This is a genomic window from Thalassotalea fusca (assembly GCF_053485835.1).
In genome coordinates this window covers 19,172-43,678 of sequence record NZ_JBQRUN010000006.1, presented here as the reverse complement: position 1 = coordinate 43,678, position 24,507 = coordinate 19,172, and the positions used below count along the sequence as shown (strand labels likewise).

Below are 24,507 nucleotides of genomic sequence, written 5' to 3'. Positions count from 1 at the left end.
TAGTGAAAAGGCTTGTTATTCTAGCGGAGCATTACATGAGGTCAAGCATACTTGCAATCACTATCATTGATTAATTTTTCTTTGAATCTTGGGTTATTAAATTGCCTGATTAGTTAGACAATGAATCTACCGTCAAATTTTTGTTGGTTTTCAGTTCGTTAATTTCGCACCGCTTGAAATCTTCTTTTCAAAGTATTTGTTGATGAACTATGAAGTATAGAAACAAATAGGGGGTAGATGATTAAACGCTTTAAAATTGCGGCCTTTGGCCGTAAATGAGCAACTAACTCGATTTGATAATCGAAAGTTTTGCCAACCAATTCAATAACAAGGTATAGTTGTTGCTTATTGATACAAAGTTCACGTATATACTAATAAGAATTCAACAATGTTATATGTAATGATGGCGTATATGAGTGTTGGTCTATTGACAGATAGAAACAAAGCGTAAATGACAACAGATTTTTCAAAGTATCAAAAAATTATTGATCAATTTAGTGGCAAAGTGTTCGATAGTGATTTCGAAGCACGTTTTAGCGCTGTTACTAAAATTGTTCCTAAGACGGAACGCTTTCTGTTAAAAATGGAACTTAAACGGTTAGCTAGTCCTTGTACGCGCTTAGTGGATTTGCGAGGTCTAGTTGATGGCGAATGTCGTCCATACGAGCATGAATCACGTGTTCATTTTCTTGATGACTTGGCTATTCGCGTGTTTGAGCAGGCACTGAATAACTATGGTAGTTATACATTTGGTGTGTATGAAGCGGTAACCAATACCGAAAACAATTTCCGTGTCATCTATCAACGGGAAAAGGGTAACGTAGTCTCTCCGACTGCAAGCAGCGAGCGAATATTTGAAAAAGTGCAATATCCGGCACAAATTTTTCATTACGGGCCTTATTTTAATCGTAGCGAAGAGCGCATGAACTTTGCTATTGCACTTCGTATTTATTTAGATGACGAAACTGCAGTAGAAGCTACTTCTTCCGATCTAAGTGTCTCTGGTTGTAAAATTCGATTGACAAGTATTGAGGATCTTAAAGTTGGTCAGCAATTACAGATTAAATTCATCGGCTTAGAAGGTGAGTTTCAGTTTGGCAAGAATGACAATTTTTATTATGAAGTTCGTAATATTCAAATAATCGAAGATATCCAGTTGCTGGGAGTGGCACGTGTATACAGCAGTGATAATCAACGCGATGGATTTGGACAATTTTTAACTGGCTTTATTCAAGGCAATAAACGTCGTTATAAAATCAATTTAGATAATTCAATTGAAGCGATTCAATCAAGAGCGTTTGAGCAATTTACTTTGCCGAAATCAAATGAATTACCGATATTCATTGATAATTCAAAAGGCCTTTCTTTACCAAGGTATGCACTCACCTGTAATAATAACCAAGGTACCTTTCAATATTGGCAAGATGAACTTAAATATTCGGCCCTGTCATTTCTGATCACGCCAGAACGATTTCTACGACTAAAAAAGGCGAAAGAACTGGGACGTAATCTCTTGGTTTATAGCTTTGTGCATGAGCGAGACGGTCGAAAGTACTTTTATACTGCTGATAATATTCAACTTGAAGAAGATAAAGACTTTATGCCTCTATATTTGGGCTTTGCATCCTCTAAGCTCAGTTTTGCTGTAACTCAGTTATCGCTATTAAATGTAGTCAAGGAGTTTGCTCATTCGCCGTTAACAGTGGCGAATGCACTCCCTAAGAAAGAAGCTTATCGCAACTTACCGCCGAGTAATGACGTGATGCAAATGCTCGCACCACTTAATCATATTGTTGTTGCTGCTGATATTACTGAGCCACGTATGGCTGAGTCTTATAAGACAATTCCTTTTGAAGGGATTGATACGATGAAGCTGAAAATGTTTGGCCACAAACGAGTGTCAAAACCTTTAAAGGTGGACTCCGTTGGTATTAGCTATCGTAATCAACGTCAAGAACCGCGGTATATATACACAACCCCAGTTGTCATAGAAATTGGCAAAGTCACTTGGAATGGCGTATCAAAAGATTTTTCAACATCAGGGTTAAAAGTAGAGTTGGAAAAGTCAAGTGTGCTTAACAGGGGCGACATCGTTAATGTTGGTTTTCCGAATCTTCAAAAAATCACATCAGCCTTTGATTTAAAAGCATTGCCTTATGAAGTTGTCCGACTCAACGCCGACAAAACGGTTGTTAATCTGAGAGTTTATGTTGAAAAACACCAACATATCGGCCGTTCATTCTTTAAAGCATTAATTGAAAAAAACCATGAAAAGCTAACTACAGATCAGTATGAAATGGTAAACCCTGGGCTTGCAAAAGCCTTGCGTAATTTATACGCAAGTGTTGTAACGACACCAAACTTGATCGTACAAACGAGTGGCAGTCGTTACAAAGTTGAAACTATTACTGGCCGCTGCGATCGAATGCCTTTAATCTCTCACTGTAAAGAACTGAGTGACCGCACAAAATTTCATAACCTTTACCCGTTGCTAAACAACATTAAGGCGATGAATGAAATGAATAACACCTTGAAAAAGCTGCAAAAAGGCGTACCTCCTGTGGTCGATATTTTGTACATTTCAATTAAACATAACGGTGAAGCTGTCGACAAAGCGGTAGTCACGAAACTTGAATCAGAACTGCAATCAGAAAAGCACAAGCACCTATTTATTCAGCGGGCGCTGAAGACGGGGGATTTTTTCTGCGTACAAGTGAAACTGTCACGAACAGAAGAGCCCGATATGGACTTCTTAAGCCCTGAGTTGAGTTACATTGGCTCTTACGCTATTCACCGCGGCAAACAGCTCGAACAGGAGATTTGGAGTGTTGTAGGGTGTGTTTCCGTGTTAGATATTACACAAGAAGCTCTAGTGAGATACAAATTTGTTCCTCATGAGTTTTAACTAGGGAATCGTAAGATATATGCGGCCAATTGATAAAAACACCGCGGAACATTACAAGTGGGGAGACGATTGTGACGGTTTTCACTTAGTTCGAACACCGCGATTGAGTGTTATCCAAGAAATCGTCCCGTCTGGCTGTGCAGAGGTAAAGCATTTTCACCATAACGCAGAACAGTTTTTCTTTGTATTATCAGGTATTGCCACGATGGAGTGTGAAGGAAATGTACACCAGTTAACCGCGCATACGGTTATTCACATACCCGCAGGCGTAGTGCATGGGTTGTCTAACCAACACCAGCAGCCGTTGATATTCACTGTTACTTCTACACCTCCCTGCCACGGCGATCGGGTAGAGCTAGTCTAGAGTTTTGCTATTTTAACCAATGAATGAGCGTGTCTAACCCTGTGTGGTTAATTGCGCACGCGGCCTGTTGCATAACAATAGGTTTGGCATGAAATGCAACACCCAGATTAGCAGCATTCATCATGATTAAATCATTGGCACCATCACCCATTGCTACAGTTTGAGTAAACGGTAAATTGTAGGCTTGTTGCAATTGGCGGAGTGTATCAGCTTTCACCTGTGCATCTACAACATCACCCAAAACTTTACCTGTGAGCTTACCGTCAACGATTTCTAATGTATTTGCGCGTGCTTCGTCAAGCGATAGCATTGATTTTAAATAATCTGCGAAATAGGTAAAACCGCCAGACGCTATCGCAATTTTCCAGTCGTGATGCTGTAGTGTGGTTATCAGTTCTTTCAGGCCTGGCATTAAGGGAATGTTATCGGCAACCTGTTTAAGTATACTTTCAGGTGCACCCGATAAGGTTGCCACTCTTTGGTGTAAACTCTGCGCAAAGTCTAATTGACCTTGCATGGCAAGCTCTGTCACTTCCGCTACTTCTTCACCGACCCCCGCAAGTGCCGCTATTTCGTCGATGCACTCTATTTCGATCGTGGTTGAATCCATGTCCATGACCAAAATGCCGGGTTGAGAAAGCGAAGGGGCGTTGTCCAATAGTGCTAATTCTAAACGCTGTGTTTGTGAATATTGCGCAATTGCCTGACGGCTTTGTTTAATATCGTTAGTGGTTACCTGAAAGCGATAGCTCGTTAGATTATTTCGCTCGTTTATCGCTGTTAGCGCTTCACAAGTCAGGTTGGCCGATTCAACACATTCGAGCAATTGTTTGAGCGTGATAGTAGAAAAAACGACTAGCTCTAACAATCCTTGTTCCTTAGCTTGTACCAGTTCAGGCATTGAACGCTGTGCAAGCGTGTCGATTTCTTCTGGTGTAAATGCTAATACTGTTTTGCTGCTAATTAAGAGTTCTGAGGCACTTACACTGCAATTAATGGGAAGCTCTGTGTGCTTAGCAGTGACAATTTGCGCTAGTGAGCGCGTTCCAAATACAGAAGAAGGGATGGCAATACCAGACAACGACACGACAGGTTCCTAATAATAAACATTTAATTTTACGTCATAAATTACTATAGTGTAGACAGATAAGTATGAGTCAACGCCAGATTTTATGACACAACAAGAACTGCCTTTATACCCTAAATTGTCTTCGATTTATAATAAAATAATGCAATTAGCTATAGCGATAGTCTTGATTATCGTGTTGATGAATATGTGGATTTCTACTCATAATCATATGAAACAAAGTATCGAACAACAGTTTACCTTTGTAGCCGAACAATATTTGGATCAAACAGCAAATGGCGTAAGTATATTCGTTGATGAAAATCGAGAGCAACTGCAGGTTTTTATTGATGGTATGGCACAAAGTGAATGGGTTGAGGGCATTTTGGTTTATGACGATACAGGATTAACGATTGCCGCTAACCACAAGCCTGACTCAATCAATGACTTATTTGGTATCAGTGCCTATCGACCAAATGTAGCGAATGAGAAAGTGTCGTTTGTGCGAGAAATAGCACAGGGGAAGTTTGAAGGGTATGTTCGTGTTACGTTAGCCAAAAAAGCTTATGTGTCAACATTAAATCAAGCAAGCCAAGATCATTATGACTTACTTCGATTGATGATGATTATGGCAGGGGGCGTTGGGTTTTTACTTACCCGAGGGCTCAATCGCTTTAGTCGTCAAGGTTATCGATTACCTAAAGATCAACCACACAGTAAAGCGTCAAATGATGCTTGAAGCTAGTAATCAAATAGCTCACTAACATTTGTCTGCAATTGCTCAGCAACGGTATCTGGTGACTCTGAACGCAACGTGCAAAGCTGTGCAAATATGGTGGGAATATTGACAGGGGAGTTGTCTTTTCCTTGTTGGCCAAAAAGCGGCATACTCGGCGCGTCAGTTTCCAAAACTAGTGATGACAGTGGTAACTTGCTGACAGTTTTTAACGTTTTTTGTGCTCTTGGGTATGTAATCGTACCGCCAATGCCCAGTTTAAACCCAAGATCAATGTAGCTCTTTGCTTGTTGGTAACTTCCAGAGAAAGCGTGAATGATGCCTCCACGCTGACATTTTATGCGAGAAAGTGTCTTATGCAAGATTTGATGCGATTGTCGGTGATGAACAATTAACGGTTTGTCTATTTGATTAGCGAGTTGAATCTGTGACTCGAATACTTCAATTTGTAGCGATAAATTGTTTTGCTGTTCTGCAATTTTGCCATCTATGCCCGTTTCACCGATGGCGATAATGTCTGTCTGCTTTGCTAACGCTAATTGTTGCAACTGCTCAAGAGTGTTATTGTCAACAGTACTCAGAAACCATGGATGAATGCCCAAACATGCTTGCAGCTTAACCGTAGATGGATGATGGCTCAATTTAAGTACTTTGTGCCAATTCTCTGGGCCAATGCTAGGTACAATGATACGTGAAATGCCAAGTTGTCCGCATTGTTTCAGCAATGATGCTAAGGTATCGGAAAAACTATCAAAATCTAAGTGACAATGAGTGTCGGTAAACTGGTAGTGCATTCGTATAATGAATTGAGTATGTGGTTAGATACTTAGTTAAGATTACCACAATTCGTTCCGATTTGTTTGAAACTGAGCATTGGCGTTCAAGGAATATTGTGCAGCTAGAGGTATTTAGCCGCACGTTTTTCAAGTGCTGGTAATTTCTTTTCCAAAGCAAAATGTTTGACAAAGTCTTCATCGAGCTGTTGTTTTCGAATCAAGTTACTCGCAATATAAACCGCATGAGCACTTCCAAAAGGTTGCTTAATCAATTTAGCAGGGGCGCAGTACTCTAATACTGCTCGAACCATGTCGTATGAAAAGCTCCATTGATGTAATAAGTAAGCGCCAACTTGACAGTGATCAGTGCCAAATATCTTGCGTTGTACGTCAATTAATAGTTGACTGCTATTAGGTAATGCAAGATATTTTTGGGTTAGTTGGGGTTCAATGCCCAGCAAAATCAACATACCTAGGCGGTGAAGCAAGCCAACCAACAATGTTTGCTCTTTTTCATTGAGCTCGACCAGTGAAGCAGCAAATTTAGCAGTTGCAAGTGCGGATGTTTGCTCGTCGGCAATTGAAAAGCCCGGAATGTCAGCTTGTTGCGAAAACAGTTCCGCCGTCATCACAATCAAGCTTAACGTTTCTACGCCCATCTTTGTAATAGCATCGCTGATATTGGTTAGCGGCTTATTGGATTGGACAAAGCTGTTATTTGAGCATTGTAAAACTTTAGCTGCAAGTGCTGGATCTTGAGTGATGATGTCAGCAATCTTATCTGAGTCGCAATTATTGTCATCTAAAAGTGCTTTTAATTGTACGTAAACTTTCGGCGGGCTTGGCAGCGTCTTAACCTGACTCACCGCTTTTACAACTACTGCTTTCGTGATGCGACTATGTGTGTGTTTAAAGTTTAGTAACTGATTAGCAATATCAGATGCGCTGTGACCTAATCCAAAATGTGCATGGGCAAATTCGTTGGATTTTTTTGAACCTGCGTTGTTGTCAACGATCACGCGAATGACATGTGGATATCTGATAGAAATAGCTTTGAGCACATGATAACCACTAGTCTTGTTTGGTTTTTCAGTGCAAATGACAAGTTCTATTTCATGTTGCGCGATAGCCTTAACTGCACGAACAGCGTCTGTAAATAAAGCTGTCTTACAGCCACGATTACTAAGTTCGGTCGCTAATGACGCAAGCTGACCACTTGCGTCATCGAGTAACAATACTTTCATGCTTGAAGTAAACGCTTACATGCGTTCCATTGTTTCAATGCCTAAAATATCTAACCCTTGCTTGAGTGTGCGGCTAATTAACAAACAAAGTGCTAAACGAGATTGTTTTACTTCATCAGCAATACCGTCTTTTAGGATTGGGCATGCCTCATAGAAACTCATGTATAAACTCGCGAGTTCATATAAGTAGTTACACAGTAAGTTAGGCGTACACTCAGTGGTTACTGCAGTTATCACATCTTCAAGCTGTAATAATTTCAATGCGAGCGCTTTTTCTTGCTCTTGGACAATGTTGACCTCACTAATGAAGCTCGCTGTATCCACATCGGCTTTGGTAAATATACTTTGAATACGCGAATAGGCATATTGTAAGTAAGGAGCAGTAGCGCCCTCAAAGCTCAACATGGTTTTCCAATTGAAGATATAATCGCTGGTTCTGTTCTTAGATAAATCAGCAAACTTAACTGCGCCAATACCGACTTTTTCAGCAATCTCCGCGAGTGTTTGCTCATCATAGTCAGGGTTTTTCTCTGCGATTAAATCTTTAGCACGTGCAACTGCTTCATCAAGTAATTCCGCTAGCTTGATTGTGCCACCTGTACGCGTTTTAAATGGCTTGCCGTCATCACCCATCATCATACCAAATGGACAGTGCTGGTAGGCAACATTGTCTGGTAAGAAGCCTGCTTTACGCGCTACGATTTCCACTTGTTTAAAGTGCAATGCTTGGCGTGCATCAGTAAAGATAACAATGCGGTTTGCTTTTAGTTGATTAACGCGATAGCGACATGCTGACAAATCGGTTGTTGCATATAAGAATCCACCACCTGATTTTTGCACGATAAATACAGACGGTTCGCCGTCTTTATTTGCCATTTCATCAATAAAGACAACTTTTGCGCCTTGGTCTTCAACGGCAATATGTTTGGCCATCAGCTCATCTATAACTGCAGATAAGTCGTCGTTATAGGCACTTTCACCCATAACATGCTCACGGCGTAGAGTCACATTGAGCTTGTTGTAAATTTCTTCACTGTGCGCTATTGAAATGTCGATAAATTGCTGCCACAACTGATTGCAATCGCTATCACCACCTTGAAGTTTTACAACATATTCGCGTGCACGATCGGCAAAACCTTCTTCTTCATCAAAGCGAACCTTTGCTTCACGATAAAAGTTTTCTAAGTCGGCTAGTGCTGTTTCTGCGACTTCATTGCCAGCTAATTTATCACTCAGGTGCGCCAGCAACATACCAAATTGTGTGCCCCAGTCACCCATGTGATTTTGACGAATAACATTATCGCCTTGAAATTCCATCGCACGAACAACGGCATCACCAATAATGGTTGAACGTAAGTGGCCAACGTGCATTTCTTTCGCTAGGTTAGGTGCAGAATAGTCAACGACGATATTTTGAGGAATCGTCGACTGGCTCACTGCTAAGTGCGAGTCTTGGCTCATTGTTGCTAGTTGTTTAGCTAGCCAGTCGTTGTCTAAATGAATGTTGATAAAACCTGGGCCAGCAAGTTCCACCTTACTCGCAATACCTGACAAATCGAGGTTTTCTACTACTTTAGTGGCAAGTTCTCGAGGGTTTGTTTTCAACTTTTTCGCTGCGCCCATCACGCCATTGGCTTGATAATCTCCAAATTGAGGTCGGCTTGACACATTAACAGCAGGGTTGGTGTCGTCTGGGAGGCCTGCAGCTACCATAGCTGCCAATACTTTTTCATTCAGTATATTGCGAATATTCATGTGCTTAGACTCTTTGCATCTGTTTCATGCTGGTAGCGTGTTGCGTTCGACGTATTGATGCTCGCTACCGCGTAAATTAATTTGTAATCGATTTTGTGACGAATTATACAGTTTGTTGTGAATCGCCACGGTCAACCGCTAGTGCTCTCTTGTTTTATGGAAAACAACTTCAGGGTAACGCTCTTGTGCCAAACTTAAGTTCACCATAGTAGGGGCGACATACGTTAAGTTATCACCGCCATCTAGCGCTAAGTTGTCACTCGCTTTGCGTTTAAACTGTTCCATGATTTTCTCGTCTTCACAGGTTACCCATCGTGCGGTTGCTACACTGATTGACTCATAGATGGCGTCAACGTTGTATTCTGTTTTTAAACGATGAACAACAACTTCAAACTGAAGAACACCGACAGCACCAACTATCATGTCGTTATTGTTCAACGGGCGAAATACTTGAACCGCACCTTCTTCAGATAATTGAATCAATCCTTTTTGCAATTGTTTCGCTTTTAATGGATCTTTTAGGCGAATACGGCGAAACATTTCTGGTGCGAAGTTTGGAATGCCACTGAACTTCATCATTTCGCCTGCAGTAAATGTATCACCAATTTGAATACTGCCATGATTGTGCAAACCTATGATGTCACCAGCATAAGCTTCTTCTACGTTAGCACGATCACCTGCCATAAAGGTAACGGCATCGGCAATCTTAACGTCTTTGTTTATACGCACTTGACGCATTTTCATGCCTTTTTCGTACTTGCCTGAACAAATACGCATAAAGGCAATGCGGTCACGATGTTTCGGATCCATGTTAGCTTGAATTTTGAATACGAAACCAGAGAATTTTTCTTCTTCGGCAGATACTTCGCGGACGTCGGTTTGTCGCGACTGTGGTTTAGGGGCCCATTGTGTTAAGCCGTCTAACATGTGATCTACACCAAAGTTACCAAGAGCGGTACCAAAGTAAACAGGTGTTAGTTCACCTGCCAAAAATTCTTCCAAATTGAACTCATGTGATGCACCAATAACGAGTTCAAGCTCTTCTCGTAGGTCATCGGCATAGTTTCCTATTGCGGCATCTAGTTCTGGATTGTCCAATCCTTTAATTACGCGCTTTTCTTGAATAGTATGGCCTTGTCCAGATTGATAGAGGATCGTTTCGTCGGTCAAAATGTTGTATACACCTTTGAACTCTTTACCCATGCCTATAGGCCAAGTGATTGGTGCACACTTTATTTTTAAGACGTCTTCCACTTCATCCATTACTTCCATTGGATCTCGAGTGTCGCGATCCATTTTGTTCATGAAAGTAATAATTGGCGTATCGCGAAGGCGCGTTACTTCCATAAGCTTAATGGTTCTGTCCTCTACACCTTTTGCGGTGTCGATTACCATTAAACATGAATCCACTGCCGTTAGTGTACGATAAGTATCTTCAGAGAAATCTTCGTGACCCGGTGTATCAAGTAAATTGACTAAACAATTACTGTAAGGAAATTGCATTACCGAGGTGGTAATTGATATACCACGGTCTTTTTCCATTTCCATCCAGTCGGATTTTGCATGTTGTCCTGACTTTTTCCCCTTTACGGTACCTGCTTTTTGTAGTGCTTGACCAAAAAGTAATACTTTTTCCGTAATGGTGGTTTTACCCGCATCAGGGTGAGAAATAATCGCAAACGTTCTACGTAAGTCGACTTCCTGCTGTTGTACAGACATGCTTAATACCTAGTTAAATTAATCGGACAAATTCAAGAGCGCGATATTATAGCGAAAATGGCCACTAAGAGCAGCATTTATCTGCGGTTATTTGCATAGAGCGTGTTGTTTTTTGTCGTACGAATTTTGTTCACCCTAAACGTGTTTGAATCAGATGTCCGGTTTGTAGTACGGTTTTAGCTTCTTCCTTGGGCTAAGTACCTATTTCCATGCAGGCAATAATGAACAAAGCGCGCTCAATTGAACCCTTCGGGCAGCGCCTGTTTGGCATTTATACTGTGTTATCGCCTTGCTTGAGGACGACTGCATGGATGCAGGAGGTAGAGCGACGCAGGATGCCAAAGCCGAGGACAACTACACTACGAAGGCTCTGCCTAGTCTAAATGCCAAACATGCTGCTGCAAAATCATACAGCAAAGAACAACACGCTCAAATTTCATATATAAAAGGATCGTTTAAAAATTTTTTATTGACTTTGTTGATTACGAGTGTAATTCTTTGTGTATTACGATTGTAATCGTAAGTGGGATTGGATAAAGTAACTTCAAGCATATAAATAGCAATTTAAATAGAAATATGAGCGATTCACATATGATAGAAATCAGTAAGGCCGAATTTGAAGTGCTTGAAGTACTATGGCAAAAGAGTCCACTAGATGCGCAGCAAGTAATCGAAGCGTTAAATGAAGAAAAAAGCTGGCACGACAAAACCGTAAAAACTTTACTTAATCGCCTTGTAAAAAAAGAGGCGATCAGTTTTGAAAAAGATCAACGAAAATATCTCTACTTTCCGCTTATTGCCAGGGAAGAATATACCAGTAAGGAAAGTTCAAGCTTTATTCAGCGAATGTTTCGCGGCAAAGTTGCACCGTTAGTTGCTGGGTTTGCCAGTAAAAATGATCTGAAGAAAGAAGATGTTGAAGCATTAAAATCGATCATTGAGCAATGGGAAAACGAAAATGACTGATTTTCTGCTGAATTCCATTGTGCCGCTAACGCTGCTGATGTTAGCTGTTTTGTTATTACGGCACATGTTTACTCGTCATGTTGGCGTTACACTGAGTTACTATAGCTGGGGTTTAGTACCACTCGGGCTATTAGCCTATCATTTTCCGCTGCCGATAGTAGCTAACTTTGCCAGTGCACCTGTATCGATTGATATTTATCAGATTGTATCGAACAGTGTGCCTAACGACACAATGACGTTATCTGCAATGCTGTTGGGCGTTTGGGCATTGGGCTTAGCGACATTTATTAGCTATGTTGCGATATCACATGTGCAGTTTTACAAGCAACTTTCTTTGGTTAAACACGAAGACATGAGCCAACGTTTACCCGTTGAGGTCTATTACAGTGAAGCGGTGTATTCTCCGTTTCTGCTTGGCTTGTGGCGACCCAAATTAGTGTTGCCTGAAGAATTTAGTACTCTTTATAACGAAGAACAGCAGCGACTGATCATCGCGCATGAACTTTGTCACTATCAACGAAAAGATATGTGGTGGAACCTATTAGCTTGTAGCGTAGTTGCATGCTTCTGGTTTCATCCATTGGTGTGGTGGTCATATCGATATTTCCGCCAAGATCAGGAATATTCTTGCGACTTTGCTGTGCTGGCGCGCACACAGCGAAGTTGCAGAATCAACTACAGTAAAGCCTTGGTAATTACAGCGGAGTCAACACCGCCTAGCACCTTTGCCTTACTTTCTTTTAATGAGTATGGAGAGCGAAATATGATGATGAATCGTATTCAATTAATTAAAAACGACAAGAGAACAAGTTTGCGTGCAGCCGTGACCGCAGGTGCAACGATGTTAATGTTATTAACAACGGCAAGTTATGCGGGCAATTCGATGCTAGGGGAATCAGGTGCGAAGGGAGTCAAATCTAAATCGGCAGAGCTATCGCCAGTAATGCGTGTTGAACCAATTTACCCAGACCAAGCGATTAAACAAAAATTAGAAGGTTCAGTGTTGTTGCAGTTTGACATTGACGCAGATGGTACGACCGAAAATATCTCAGTAATCAAAGCTGAGCCTTCAGATATATTTAATAAGAGTGCGAGAAGAGCACTGAAAAAATGGCAATATAATGCAAATGGCAAGCGACATGAAGGGCAACTGGTTCAACTAGATTTTTTGCTTGGTCAAGGCAGCGCTAAACGCCAATCGTTATTGGAGCGAATTGAAGTTCAAGGGAAATAATTCCGATTTATTAATGTGAATAGGTCTTAACTCTATCTGTCAGACTCGATTAACAGAACTCAATCAAGTCTGACAGTCGCATATATACCAGAAGCGGCCGTACGCGGCTTGCTTTTTAGGAGGATGAAGTGTACGGCATGGCGGACATTTTATTCTTTCACGTGAAAACACAAGACGTGTTGTTCAGTGGAATCGAGTGATACTGTGAAGTTGCAGTTACAAATTGTTGTGTGCCAAATCATAGAGCGTGACGATGATGTTACAAGAAGCGTTGAATACAAAGTTATCCAACGTGTTAGTTCACATGGAAGACCAACGTTTCTAAGCAAATAATAAAATAGGGGAAAAATCATGCACAGAATAATTCAGGCGCTCGCGTGTTGCTTGCTATTAAGTTCAGGTCAAGCTATTGCACAGAATAAGCAGCTAACGCTTTTAGAAAAACGAATGGACGCAATTGCAGAAAAGAGCATTAGTCTGGATGGGCCGGGCTGCTCCATAGGTATAATCCAAAACGAACAGTTTATTTTTAAAAAAAGTTATGGACTAGCCAATTTGGAGTATCAAATTCCACTCAATGATAAGTCGGTGTTCAGGATGGCGTCGGTATCAAAGCAATTTACAGCGTTTGCTGTTTTGCTGTTAGCCGATGACGGAGCCATCAAGCTGGATGACGATATACGCCAGCATCTGCCTGATTTAAGAGACTATGGAAGAAAAATCACCATTAATTCAATACTTGGTCATTTCTCTGGTTTAGGGAACTTCGAGGATCAACTCGACACGTTACGTGAATCTTCTTTGAGCGGGTTTATGATTGGTAGTGAACAATTTGTATCAAATGCAGAATATTATTCTGTAATTAAAGATTTTCCGATTGTGCATGAGCCTGACACTACTATGGAATACAGTAATCACGGATATATCATTCTGGCAAAATTAGTAGAGCGGGTAAGTGGAATGACGATACGCGAATTCACTGACAAGCGCATATTCAAGCCGCTTGGTATGAACAATACGTTTTTCTCAGACAGCGCCGAAGAGGTAATTCCTAACCGAGCATCAGGATATCGCTCGCCTGGAGCAGGACAACAACTTAATCATTTAACCGCTTTACACACTATTGGTGATGGGGGCTTATTCACCACCATCGATGACATGCTTATTTGGGACAATCACTTTTATACTCCTAAACTGGGTAAAAATCCGGAAGAATTAATGGCGCTGTTGAACAAGCCAAATGTTAATATTCCTGATAGTGACGAAGGAAAATGGTATTACGCCAATGGGCAAAATACCGATGGTCGTTATTTTTTCCACAACGGCGGCTGGGTCGGCACAGATACTAGCTATATACGAAGACCAGATACCAAAACGTCGGTTGTTGGAATGTGCAATTCTGTGTCACTGAGCGTGAATGATTTTACTTATGCAACCTTTCAGATATTGGCTGATTTAAAATTGTGGGATGGGGAAGACCCTTCGATATATTGAAGTAAAACTCGAAAGCGGTTGATGGAACGGCTATGACTCAAAATGAGAGGAAGTTATGCAAACTACTATTAGAGCATTGTTTTTAATATCGATCTTCCCCTTATGTTTGTTATATTTTCTTTTTTCTGACTGGGAACAAGATTGCGGAAATCGGGTCTTGGCTCACCATTCTGGTGAGCAGGAGCTATATGTATTTCAACGTGCTTGTGGAGTTGGTAGTGGGTTTTCGGTAAATGTTTCAACTTTTCGTAGAGGAGATTCCCTTTCAAATGAAGATGGTAATTACTTTGTTGCGGTAGTTACTAGTGAAGAGCTTTCCAGCGATGATGTTAAATTGAGTGTTGATCGAGCTGGCGTTTGGAAGGTAACGCTGCCCCGTGATAGAGTTACACATGGTAAGTTTGTGAATAAATCCCACTCAGAAAAAATATTAATTGAGTATTATTAGAAAATCTATATTTGGTGGTTCCTAATATGTCTTATAAAGGCCTCGCATACTAGCGGGGCTTTTAGTATAGGGCCTCTATTTTTCAAATATACCTGTCACGTCTAACTTCACTCATGCAAATTAACAAGGTTTTTGAAATAGCCCTGAAATAAAATGACTTTCTTGCTCTGTAAGTAATGGCAATGTATTTACAGGTGCCGTTGATGTCAGCCCGCACGCTTCTATATTTGACTGTATAGCATTACTCAACAATGCAATGCTAGATTGTCTATCAAGTGACAATTCATTCATTAAGGTATGACAAGCTTGCTCAAGTGAAGCCTGAGCATATGCTAATTTGTTGCCGTATGTCTGTTGTGTATACATAGCTCTTACCTCACGTTGGTGTTTGCACTCTTAGATATGAGGTAAGTGTATTAGTGAGTGAGCAATAAAAGTAGCGTATTCATGTAGTGGAATGTGTTAATTTGTAATCGTGTAAAATCACTTAAACGATTTACGCATAACAATGGCATCTTCGTAACCAGTTTCTGCCGGGTAATAGCCAGTACGACGGTTTATTTCAACGTATTCTTGATTGATATATAACATCAATGCAGCAAGGTTCTTTGCCCTAACTTCTAAGAACGACAATTCCGCTCCTAATGCTTGAGCTTGCTGGTGATAATGATGAAGTAGCTGTTTTCCAATGCCTTTGTTTTGGGCGCTTGGGTTCACGCAAATATCCATTAACGTGGACTCACCTGCGACATATTCACCAATATAAAATCCTAACATTTCTTGCGATTTTGATTGAGCATAGTAGCCAAAATAACGACCCCCAATACAGCTGAGCATAGTTTTTTCACTCCACGGATGGCTATGACATGCGTTTTCAATACGCATTAGTTCAGCAATAACGTCAGGGCTAGTAGGTTGGAAAGATATTAACTGATTAGGTTGTTGGCTAATATTTGCCATAATTTTTTCTTCAATTCACTATTTGTCGCAATAGCCGACAGTTCTGGTGTTGTTAGTACATTTTTTAAAAAAGAGATATCTTGTGCAGGCGTAAAATACCAGTTAGTCGTGCCCAGATCGATGTGGTCACTTGTCACGGTGACGTCATCGGTAGTTAGTGCCAGCGTGTGTAAAATATCTTTAAAAAGTTGATTGTCTTTAATATCAATTGGTATTGGCAATGTAGTAGCAGTCGATTGCTTTGTCGTTGCTATGTCACGACGAACCCAAACAGGAATTTCTATCGCATTTAACAAAGCTAATTTTCGTGAAGTTAACTGCATTTTGCGGCCAAACAATTGTATGATGTGACAGTATAATCATTTATAGAACGAAAGTTAACAAGCTAAGCACACTTCATAGTTAAACGCTTAACTTGGCATGTCTTTTTTTCAGGGTTAAGTGAGCTTCAAATGCTGGTACAGGCAAAGGCTTACTTTCATAATAGCCTTGGAAGTAATCACACTTTGTTTTGGCCAGAATTTGTTGATGCTCACTTAATTCTACTCCTTCTGCGACTACTTTTAATGACAGTGTTTTTGCCATTGTGATAATCGCTCGAACAATACTTTCATCAACTTCACTTTCGTGGATACCTTTAATAAATGACCGATCTATCTTTAAGGTGTCGATTGGAAATAGCTTCAAATAACTCAACGATGAATAACCTGTCCCGAAATCGTCAAGCGATAACGAAAAGTCCAACGATTTCAACTCGTGCATAGTTTGAATAGCTTCTTGTAGATTACTCAATAACATGCTTTCTGTGATTTCAATATTAATGCCTTTTGCAGACACTTGGTATTGGCTTAGTTTGGCTTGCAACAGCGTAATTAAGGTTTGAGGCTGGCTAAACAATTTTGCTGATAAATTTATCGACAACATGCTTAATTCAATGCCGTTTTGTTGCCAAAGCGCTTTTTGTTTAAGCACACTATCAATAGCAATACGATCGATTTGATCAATGATGCCACATTGCTCGGCAAGTGGGATAAACGCGTCTGGCGGAATCAATGTACCGTCTGGCTCTTGCCAGCGTATCAAAGCTTCGGCGGCAACAACATCTTGCGTATTTACATCAACAATCGGCTGATAATAAAAGTCAAAATATTGATTGTTGATAGCGTTTAACAACCGTTGTTCACGTTCCAGTTGCAATGTCACCTCATCATTCATGTGTTGCTCGTAAAATCGGTAGTGGTGCTTTTGTGTTGTTTTTACATCAAGCATCGCGATCATAGCTTTGCGTATTAGTTCATCCGCGTTGTCGGCATCATTTGGATAAAATGTGATGCCGATAGCCACGTTAACTTTAAATGGACTGTTATTAACATCAAAAGGTGTTTCTAGCGCCGATAATAGCTTCTGTGCGATCTTTGCGCCGCCTCGCTTCGGGGTTTTGAGTTTAGCCAGCAAACAGAATTCGTCATTATTAAAATGTGCCAGTACGTCTTTGTCTTGAATAACACCTTTGATACGGTTGGCGACTTCTACGAGCAATTGCTCGCCAGACTGATGACCATACATGTCATTAATTTGCTTAAAATTGGTAAATTCCAGATAGATGACCGTTGGGTGTACACCATTCGCTGAGGCATTGAGGCAAGACTGATTGAGTAACTCTTGAAACAGCGTTCTGTTTGGCAGTTGGGTGACTTTATGGTGAGTAGCAAGCTTAGTTAATTGCGCCTCTGCTTCTTTTTGCTCAGTGATGTCTCTAAACACTCCAAGGTAGTTAGTTGTGACGCCGTCTTCGTTGTTAATCGCTTCAATCTCAAGCTCAATTGGATAAATCATCCCTGAGGCCCGTTGATCATATAGCTCACCACGCCATGAACCATCTACTTTGGCCTGATTAAAAATGCGTTTCATTAATTGCTCATCTTGGCCTTTTACCGGAGCTAATCTTACAGGGCGGCCTACTACTTCGGATTTTAAATGATGAGTAAGTTTAACAAAGGCGTTATTGACTACTTCAATAATGCCATCCGTATTGGTAATCCAAACACCATCAGAGGTGTTTTTGAAGGCAAAAGACAACAACAATAGTTGCTGCTCATTTCGTTCAATAATTTGGTTTTTTTGACGCAATCTCACTGATTCTTTGCGTGTGAAGTACCAGTTGTAACCAAGCATAAACATAATACCCGTTGCGACAGCCACAACTATAACCAGCAATTGTTGATCCTGTTGTGAGACAATTTCCGCATTTTTAAGGTGATTTTCCTGTTGCAGTAATTTGATGGTGTTATCGCGCATGGCAAGCTGGTGCTGTTTTTTCAATTGATTAATTGAAACATCCTGCGCTTTGGCCAACAGATCTGTCGATAACTTATGGTATTGCTCGTAATTCGCTAAACTTTGCTGAAAATCTCCCATGCCTTTGTATGCTAGGCTGATTGCCAAAGTTACATCCGCTTCTTCTTTAATGAGTTGTCTGCTTTGATACTCTCGTTTAACTTGCTCAAACAAAGATAAGGCGTCTTGAAATCTGGTTTCGGCCAAATATAGGTGAGCTAAAGCTAAGTTAGTACGTGTTTGATAAAGTGAATCGGCCAGTGAATGGCTAATTGTTTGTGCGCTTTCAATCGCGATTTTACTTTGAGTTAATTCGCCTACTTGGCTCAGTGTTTCAGACATGGCGATGAGCGCCGAAATTGCTAATTTAGGATACTCATTTATGCTTTCATGCTGCATGACTTGATTGAAATGGTGGATAGCGTTATCAAATTGCGTGAGTTCGTGATAGTAGATGCCTTGGTTCGTGAGGCTGCTCAGCACACCCGAAATGTTTCCAATTTCTTGAGAGAGTATTTTGGCTTTTTCAAGATAATTGATCGCTTCTTGGTAATTTTTTTGTGCCCAACTGATTAACGATAAATTGTTTAGTATGTCAGTTTGCCCACGCGTTTCTTCGAGTTGTTCATATTGGGTGAGTGCCGATAGAAAATTGGATTGTGCTTGCTTATAGTTACCAGTAAAGAAATATGCGACGCCCAACATATTGGTAATTTGGGCAACATCTAGTCGTGTAAAAAACAACTGTTCATGTTCAAAATTTAGCTTAGCTTGCACCAAATTAATCTGTTGTTGTTTTAGAAATGATTCGCCTTGCTCAATCAGTCCCAAATAATCGCTTTGGAAGTAATGGAGCTCTATATCCGCTTTAGCGCGCAATTGTTCCAGTGCGTTACGGCTTTTAGGTGGAATGAGTAAACTATCAAGTTCGTTTGACCATTGCTGGTATAATTCTGAGTTTGCTAATCTTGCCGATGCGAGCACGAGCTGCGTAATAATTGCCGCTTTATAGTTTTCAGAAGTATCTTGTTCAAGTTGTTGATATTGATTGAGAAGAAATTGATATTTACTCTGTTTGGTATGGGAAGGGTCGGCGATATATTGATGAATGTGTAAATAATTTGAATTGGCAAAAACAGGCGATGGGAACGCTACAACATACAACGCGAACGAGATTAAAATACTTCTAAATAATTTTGTATATACCATACCGAACCAGAATTCATTCGAACGTCATTGGACATCCGTAATCCACTTCGAAAATATAAAAGACGAAAATTCAGTATACCGAGCAAATAAATTTATTCAAATGCTAAGAGCGTATTGAGCGTTAATGTGTGAATTTTGTTCAGATTGATCGTGTTTTGATCGCGGTGCTCGCTTTGTAGCATAGTTGTTTTACGTAAAAATCGAGCGCAGCTACCGCGACCTGCTCACGCTAAGTACCTACATCTATGTAGGCAACAATTTGCAAAGCTCGCTCAATTGAACCCTTCGGGCAGCGCCTGTTTGGCATTTATACTGTGTTATCGCCTTACTTGAGGAGAATAACTACACGACGAAGGCTCTGCCTAGTCTAAATACCAAACATTCAGCTGCAAAAATACACAGTAAAGCTCAACACGCTCTATGTTTCATGATGATGTTGTGAAATTGCTAAAAATGTGAAAGGAGGAAATGGCAGGGGTAGAGAGATTCGAACTCCCAACCGTCGGTTTTGGAGACCGCTGTTCTACCAATTGGAACTATACCCCTGCAACGGAGGTGAATTATACTGATGCAATATTAAAGGTAAAGAGCTATTTGCAAAAAAAACAACTGTTCGAACGTTTTTTGCGCGTTTCGACGATGTTTACGCCCAAAACTCTGCCAACAGCTCCATATCGCAGGCTATTTATTGGCTTTGGAAGCCGAGAGCTTTAATTCATCAGGGTAGGGGAATACGTCGGCAAAATGTCCTTTAGCCACTTGATCTTGCCAGTGCTGCCAATAGCTAGCGTCAAGTAAATCTGCGTGGTGTTTCATAAATGCCTCGCGATAAACAGGGTTAGCAAGAGCAAAAGTTGCCAATTCCTCTGGAAAAACATCACCTGGCGCCACGGAGTACCATGGTTCCGCGGCAAATATTTGTTCTTCAGTAACGGGCTCTGGCTTCACACGAAAGTTAACTTCATTCATATAGGTAATTTCGTCATAGTCGTAAAATATCACTCGCCCATGACGGGTTACGCCGAAATTTTTAAGCAACATATCCCCAGGAAAAATATTGGCGGCAATGAGTTGTTTGATGGCCATACCATAACCATTCATAGCGTGCTCAATTTCTTCCTGATTCGCTTTGGCTAAATACAGATTGAGTGGTGTCATGCGACGCTCAATGTATAAATGCTTGATGATAATAAGGTCATCTTCAAAGCAAATACTGGATGTGGCCACTTGCTGAAGTTCGCTCAATAGTTCATCAGAAAATCGGTCGCGTGGAAATGCAACCTCCGAGTATTCCATCGTATCGGCCATGCGACCAACCCGATCATGAAGTTTAACTAAGCGATACTTAGTTCTTACATCCGATCGAGTCATTAATTTGCTTGGCGCAAACTTATCTTTGATGAGTTTAAATACATAAGGGTATGAAGGTAGCGTAAACACTGACATCACCATACCTTTAATGCCTTCGGCCAACTGAAATTTGTCATCGCTCTTATTTAAATGATGCAAAAAATCGCGATAAAACTGTGTTTTCCCTTGTTTATGGTAGCCAATAGCTGAATAAAGGTCAGCACGCGTTTTGTGTGGGATTAAGTTTTGTAAAAAGTCGACCAGCGCTTGTGGATGGGGGCAATTAACAAAAAAATAGGCTCGGGCAAAACCAAATACTACCGCCATATTTGTGCTGTCGGTTAAGAGCGCATCAAGTGTTAGTCCTTGAGCGTGGCTATTTATGATTGGAACAATAAAGGGAGTTTCTCCTTTCGGTGAGATAACCCGACCAATCAAATAAGCCCCTTTATTGCGATAAAACACGTAATCTAAAATATCAATTGTTAAGTGGGCCTCTTCAAAGCGCGTATTGGGTGATTGTTTCGCAAATGCGCGAATCAAGGCATTAATATCCGCTTTAAGGTGAGCAAACGGCACATTAAAGCCAGCGTGTCGAACAATGTCTTCAACAGTTTGAAACATGCCTTTTTCGTTTGGGTAATAGCGGCGATAAATGCGCGGTTTGGGGGAAGCAGGGCGTGCTTTACTTGATTCAACAAAAATAAAGGCATTGTGGTAATACTTCCGCTCGAACAAATGACAGAAGACAGAATTATAAAAGCTCTCTGCTAGTTCAGATTGTGGGTGTTGTTGCAATAGATTTAAGTACTCAGTTTTCACCTGTTGCCACAGCATGACGTTGAGCGCGGTGATGCGAAAATCATTCTTGATGGTTGTGAGGGTTTCTGTGACGCGTAGATCGTAATAATCAGTGCGCGCACGTGCAGCGAGTTGCACTTCATGCCATTGTCGCTGTTCAAAGCGGGTTTGTGCAGTACGTGTGATCTCACTGAATAGGTAAATATGCCGTTCAAAGCCGTTTAAGATCGTTTTTGCCAGCGCAATTGCAAGGTTTTTCATGCCAATTTCACAGAGGTTTTTGCCCAAGCTTAGTGGAAATTCACGTTAACAATCGAACAATTTTCACAAATACTGGGCATAAATTACAGTGATATAGCATGAACAATAGGGTATGGCTTGCTATTGCGCGCGCTGACAACTAAAATTACGCGGTTTTTTAGTCTGTAATTTAGTAGTTCAAACATATGCGTGTAGCCGATTTTTCATTCGATTTACCAGAGGAGCTTATTGCTCGATATCCAAAAGCTGAGCGTAGCTCGAGTCGTTTGATGGCACTCGAAGGCAATAGCGGTGGTATTGAGGACCTTCAATTCACTGCCATACTCGAGAAAGTCAATGCGGGGGATTTATTAGTATTTAATAATACGCGAGTAATACCCGCGCGCATGTTTGGTAAAAAGGCAAGTGGTGGCAAAGTCGAAGTATTAGTTGAACGTTTACTTGATGAACATCGTGTATTGGCGCATATTCGCGCGAGTAAATCGCCTAAAATTGGCACTGAGATTGTGTTGGAAGACAAAGTCACGGCGACAATGGTGGCACGCCACGATGCATTATTCGAGCTGCATTTTCAGGGAGAAGAAAATGTGTTGTCGATACTGGAGGAAATTGGCCATATGCCATTACCTCCTTATATTGATCGTCCCGACGAAGATAGTGACAAAGAACGCTATCAAACAGTCTTTAACGAAAAGCCAGGCGCTGTAGCTGCGCCAACGGCTGGCTTGCATTTTGACGATGAACTACTCGCTAAGCTGAAAGCAAAAGGAGTAAATCTTGCTTTTGTAACATTGCATGTAGGAGCTGGCACTTTCCAACCCGTACGTGTTGATGAAATAGCTGATCACATCATGCATGCCGAATATGTAGAAGTACCAGAAGAAGTCGTTCAGCAAATCAATGAGACTAAAGCGGCTGGTAAACGCGTAATAGCCGTTGGTACAACCTCAGTTCGTTCGTTAGAAAGTGCGGCAAAAGCAGCAAAAGCAAAAGGAACACCACTCGCACCATTTTATGGTGACACAGACATTTTTATTACCCCAGGTTATGAATTTGAGGTCGTTGATGCGTTGGTGACCAACTTTCATTTGTCTGAATCAACGCTACTGATGTTAGTTAGTGCGTTTTCAGGCTATGACCACATCATGCGTGCTTATAAACATGCGGTTTCAGAAAAATACCGCTTTTTTAGTTATGGCGACGCCATGTTCTTAACCCGAAAAACAAACTAATTGTAGATACGTCTGCAATGTAATCAACAGAGTGCTACTGGCCTGTTTCGCTGGTGGGCAGAGGATAAAAAATGAAATACCAACTTATTAATAAAGACGGCAAAGCGCGTCGTGGTCGACTTACCTTTGAGCGCGGTACCGTTGAAACACCGGCTTTCATGCCAGTAGGGACTTATGGCACGGTTAAGGGAATGAAAACCGAAGAGATAAAAGAAATCGGTGCTGAAATTATCTTGGGAAATACTTTCCACCTCATGTTACGTCCGGGGACTGACATCATCGAACAACATGGCGATCTACACGACTTCATCAACTGGGATAAGCCGATTCTTACCGATTCAGGTGGTTTTCAGGTATTTAGCTTGGGTGCTATGCGTAAGATCTCCGAAAAAGGTGTAGAGTTTCGCTCACCAGTTAACGGTGAAAAAATCATGCTGACACCGGAACGCTCAATGGAAGTGCAGCGTAGCTTAGGTTCAGATGTGGTCATGATTTTTGACGAGTGTACGCCATACCCCGCAACGCACCAAGAAGCAAAAGATTCTATGGAGATGTCTCTTCGTTGGGCGCAACGCTCGAAAGATGCACATGGGGATAACCCTTCAGCACTTTTCGGCATAGTACAAGGTGGTATGTATGAAGATTTGCGTGAAGTGTCAGTAGAAGGGCTTAAAGCTATTGAATTTGACGGCTATGCGATAGGTGGTTTGTCGGTTGGCGAACCAAAAGAAGACATGATCCGTATTTTAGATCATACCACGCCCTTGATTCCAGCAAACAAACCCCGATACTTAATGGGGGTGGGCAAACCAGAAGATTTAGTTGAAGGTGTGCGCAGAGGCATTGATATGTTTGACTGCGTGATGCCAACACGAAATGCCCGCAACGGCCATTTATTTGTAACCACTGGCGTTGTTAAGATACGCAACGCGAAAAATAAAACAGATACAGGGCCATTAGACGATCAATGTGACTGCTACACCTGTAAGAATTATTCTCGCGCTTATTTACATCATTTAGATAAGTGTAATGAAATCCTAGGATCGCAGTTGAACACGATACATAATCTACGTTTTTACCAGCGAGTCATGAAAGGTTTGCGTGATGCGATTGAGCAAGGTAAATTAGATGAATTTGTTAGCGAGTTCTATGCACTAAGAGGCTTGCCTGTGCCGCCATTAGCAGGCTCTGAATCAGCGCAAACAGCAGCTGAGTAACGTATTAATAGCCGTTAAAGCCAATGCTTTAACGGTTTTAACGTATTTTTAAAATTTTAATAAGAAGTATAAGAGGAAATTATGAGTTTATTTATTAGTCAAGCACATGCCGCGGCAGGTCCAGCACCACAAAGTGGTGGTATGGAAATGATCATCATGCTTTTAGTGTTCGGTTTGGTGTTTTACTTTATGATTTATCGTCCACAAGCTAAGCGTGTTAAAGAGCATAAAGGATTGATGGAAGCATTGTCTAAAGGTGATGAAGTATTAACTCAAGGTGGTTTGGTAGGTAAAATCACTAAAGTATCAGCTGAGAAAGATTTTATCGTTGTTAGCATTGCAGAAGGTACAGAAGTAACCGTTCAGAAAGCGGCTGTTAGTGCTGTTTTACCGAAAGGAACGATGAAAAGCCTTTAATCGAACAACAACATTC

At 41.1% G+C, this 24,507-nt stretch carries 20 protein-coding genes and 1 tRNA gene; 10 read left to right on the top strand and 11 right to left on the bottom strand.

The window, feature by feature from the left end:
* The first annotated feature begins 451 nt into the window (after window positions 1-451).
* Both ACSLUK_RS09220 and ACSLUK_RS09215 read left to right on the top strand, forming a co-directional pair.
* The gene (locus tag ACSLUK_RS09220) at window positions 452-2,905 is read left to right on the top strand and encodes a PilZ domain-containing protein (RefSeq protein WP_448548271.1); all 2,454 of its coding nucleotides are present in this window, start codon (window positions 452-454) and stop codon (window positions 2,903-2,905) included.
* A 19-nt stretch (window positions 2,906-2,924) separates the two neighbouring features.
* A complete protein-coding gene (locus ACSLUK_RS09215; protein ID WP_448548270.1) occupies window positions 2,925-3,269 on the top strand; it encodes a cupin domain-containing protein in 345 nt (114 codons plus the stop codon).
* Window positions 3,270-3,276: 7 nt separating this feature from the next.
* On the opposite strand, the gene serB is transcribed toward ACSLUK_RS09215, so the two are convergent.
* Window positions 3,277-4,356, bottom strand: a complete 1,080-nt coding sequence (gene serB, locus ACSLUK_RS09210; protein ID WP_448548269.1) for a phosphoserine phosphatase SerB — start codon at window positions 4,354-4,356, stop codon at window positions 3,277-3,279.
* Between the two features lie 85 nt (window positions 4,357-4,441).
* Here serB and ACSLUK_RS09205 point away from each other — a divergent pair, with 85 nt between their 5' ends.
* Entirely contained in the window at window positions 4,442-5,074 is a 633-nt protein-coding gene (locus ACSLUK_RS09205; RefSeq protein ID WP_448548268.1) for an AhpA/YtjB family protein, read from the top strand.
* A gap of 2 nt (window positions 5,075-5,076) precedes the next feature.
* Here the strand turns inward: ACSLUK_RS09205 and ACSLUK_RS09200 are convergent, their stop codons facing one another.
* The 4 genes from ACSLUK_RS09200 to prfC all read right to left on the bottom strand — a co-directional run bounded on the left by ACSLUK_RS09200 (window position 5,077) and on the right by prfC (window position 10,565).
* The gene (locus tag ACSLUK_RS09200; RefSeq protein WP_448548267.1) at window positions 5,077-5,865 is read right to left on the bottom strand and encodes a TatD family hydrolase; all 789 of its coding nucleotides are present in this window, start codon (window positions 5,863-5,865) and stop codon (window positions 5,077-5,079) included.
* 104 nt (window positions 5,866-5,969) lie between these two features.
* Window positions 5,970-7,091, bottom strand: a complete 1,122-nt coding sequence (locus ACSLUK_RS09195; RefSeq protein WP_448548266.1) for an HDOD domain-containing protein — start codon at window positions 7,089-7,091, stop codon at window positions 5,970-5,972.
* A gap of 15 nt (window positions 7,092-7,106) precedes the next feature.
* A complete protein-coding gene (argS, locus tag ACSLUK_RS09190; RefSeq protein ID WP_448548265.1) occupies window positions 7,107-8,846 on the bottom strand; it encodes an arginine--tRNA ligase in 1,740 nt (579 codons plus the stop codon).
* Between the two features lie 138 nt (window positions 8,847-8,984).
* The gene (gene prfC / locus ACSLUK_RS09185; protein ID WP_448548264.1) at window positions 8,985-10,565 is read right to left on the bottom strand and encodes a peptide chain release factor 3; all 1,581 of its coding nucleotides are present in this window, start codon (window positions 10,563-10,565) and stop codon (window positions 8,985-8,987) included.
* Between the two features lie 591 nt (window positions 10,566-11,156).
* Between prfC and ACSLUK_RS09180 the strand changes: the two genes are divergently transcribed.
* The 4 genes from ACSLUK_RS09180 to ACSLUK_RS09165 all read left to right on the top strand — a co-directional run bounded on the left by ACSLUK_RS09180 (window position 11,157) and on the right by ACSLUK_RS09165 (window position 14,707).
* Window positions 11,157-11,531 carry a BlaI/MecI/CopY family transcriptional regulator gene (locus tag ACSLUK_RS09180; RefSeq protein WP_448548263.1) on the top strand — a complete coding sequence of 125 codons (375 nt, stop codon included), beginning with the start codon at window positions 11,157-11,159 and terminating at the stop codon, window positions 11,529-11,531.
* Complete coding sequence (locus ACSLUK_RS09175) at window positions 11,524-12,765, top strand: M56 family metallopeptidase (protein ID WP_448548262.1); 1,242 nt, start codon at window positions 11,524-11,526, stop codon at window positions 12,763-12,765. Before ACSLUK_RS09180 ends, ACSLUK_RS09175 begins: the two co-directional genes overlap by 8 nt.
* A 351-nt stretch (window positions 12,766-13,116) precedes the next feature.
* Window positions 13,117-14,259 (top strand): serine hydrolase domain-containing protein, encoded by a 1,143-nt coding sequence (locus tag ACSLUK_RS09170; RefSeq protein ID WP_448548261.1) that lies wholly within the window; start codon window positions 13,117-13,119, stop codon window positions 14,257-14,259.
* A gap of 55 nt (window positions 14,260-14,314) precedes the next feature.
* Window positions 14,315-14,707, top strand: coding sequence for a hypothetical protein (locus tag ACSLUK_RS09165; protein WP_448548260.1), 393 nt, complete (start codon window positions 14,315-14,317; stop codon window positions 14,705-14,707).
* Window positions 14,708-14,827: 120 nt separating this feature from the next.
* Here the strand turns inward: ACSLUK_RS09165 and ACSLUK_RS09160 are convergent, their stop codons facing one another.
* The 6 genes from ACSLUK_RS09160 to aceK form a co-directional block, all read right to left on the bottom strand.
* Entirely contained in the window at window positions 14,828-15,073 is a 246-nt protein-coding gene (locus ACSLUK_RS09160) for a hypothetical protein (RefSeq protein ID WP_448548259.1), read from the bottom strand.
* Between the two features lie 117 nt (window positions 15,074-15,190).
* Window positions 15,191-15,667, bottom strand: coding sequence for a ribosomal protein S18-alanine N-acetyltransferase (gene rimI, locus ACSLUK_RS09155; protein WP_448548258.1), 477 nt, complete (start codon window positions 15,665-15,667; stop codon window positions 15,191-15,193).
* On the bottom strand, window positions 15,634-15,990 hold the full coding sequence (locus ACSLUK_RS09150; protein WP_448548256.1) for a DNA polymerase III subunit psi: 357 nt from the start codon (window positions 15,988-15,990) through the stop codon (window positions 15,634-15,636). Before ACSLUK_RS09150 ends, rimI begins: the two co-directional genes overlap by 34 nt.
* A gap of 79 nt (window positions 15,991-16,069) precedes the next feature.
* Complete coding sequence (locus tag ACSLUK_RS09145) at window positions 16,070-19,213, bottom strand: EAL domain-containing protein (protein WP_448548255.1); 3,144 nt, start codon at window positions 19,211-19,213, stop codon at window positions 16,070-16,072.
* 469 nt (window positions 19,214-19,682) lie between these two features.
* Window positions 19,683-19,759: transfer RNA gene (locus tag ACSLUK_RS09140), tRNA-Trp, on the bottom strand.
* A 135-nt stretch (window positions 19,760-19,894) separates the two neighbouring features.
* Window positions 19,895-21,625 carry a bifunctional isocitrate dehydrogenase kinase/phosphatase gene (aceK, locus tag ACSLUK_RS09135; RefSeq protein WP_448548254.1) on the bottom strand — a complete coding sequence of 577 codons (1,731 nt, stop codon included), beginning with the start codon at window positions 21,623-21,625 and terminating at the stop codon, window positions 19,895-19,897.
* Window positions 21,626-21,810: 185 nt separating this feature from the next.
* Here aceK and queA point away from each other — a divergent pair, with 185 nt between their 5' ends.
* From queA to yajC, 3 genes are all read left to right on the top strand, one after another.
* Entirely contained in the window at window positions 21,811-22,857 is a 1,047-nt protein-coding gene (queA, locus tag ACSLUK_RS09130; protein ID WP_448548253.1) for a tRNA preQ1(34) S-adenosylmethionine ribosyltransferase-isomerase QueA, read from the top strand.
* Window positions 22,858-22,928: 71 nt separating this feature from the next.
* Complete coding sequence (gene tgt / locus ACSLUK_RS09125) at window positions 22,929-24,074, top strand: tRNA guanosine(34) transglycosylase Tgt (protein WP_448548252.1); 1,146 nt, start codon at window positions 22,929-22,931, stop codon at window positions 24,072-24,074.
* Window positions 24,075-24,155: 81 nt separating this feature from the next.
* Complete coding sequence (gene yajC, locus ACSLUK_RS09120; protein WP_448548251.1) at window positions 24,156-24,491, top strand: preprotein translocase subunit YajC; 336 nt, start codon at window positions 24,156-24,158, stop codon at window positions 24,489-24,491.
* Window positions 24,492-24,507 lie beyond the last annotated feature (16 nt).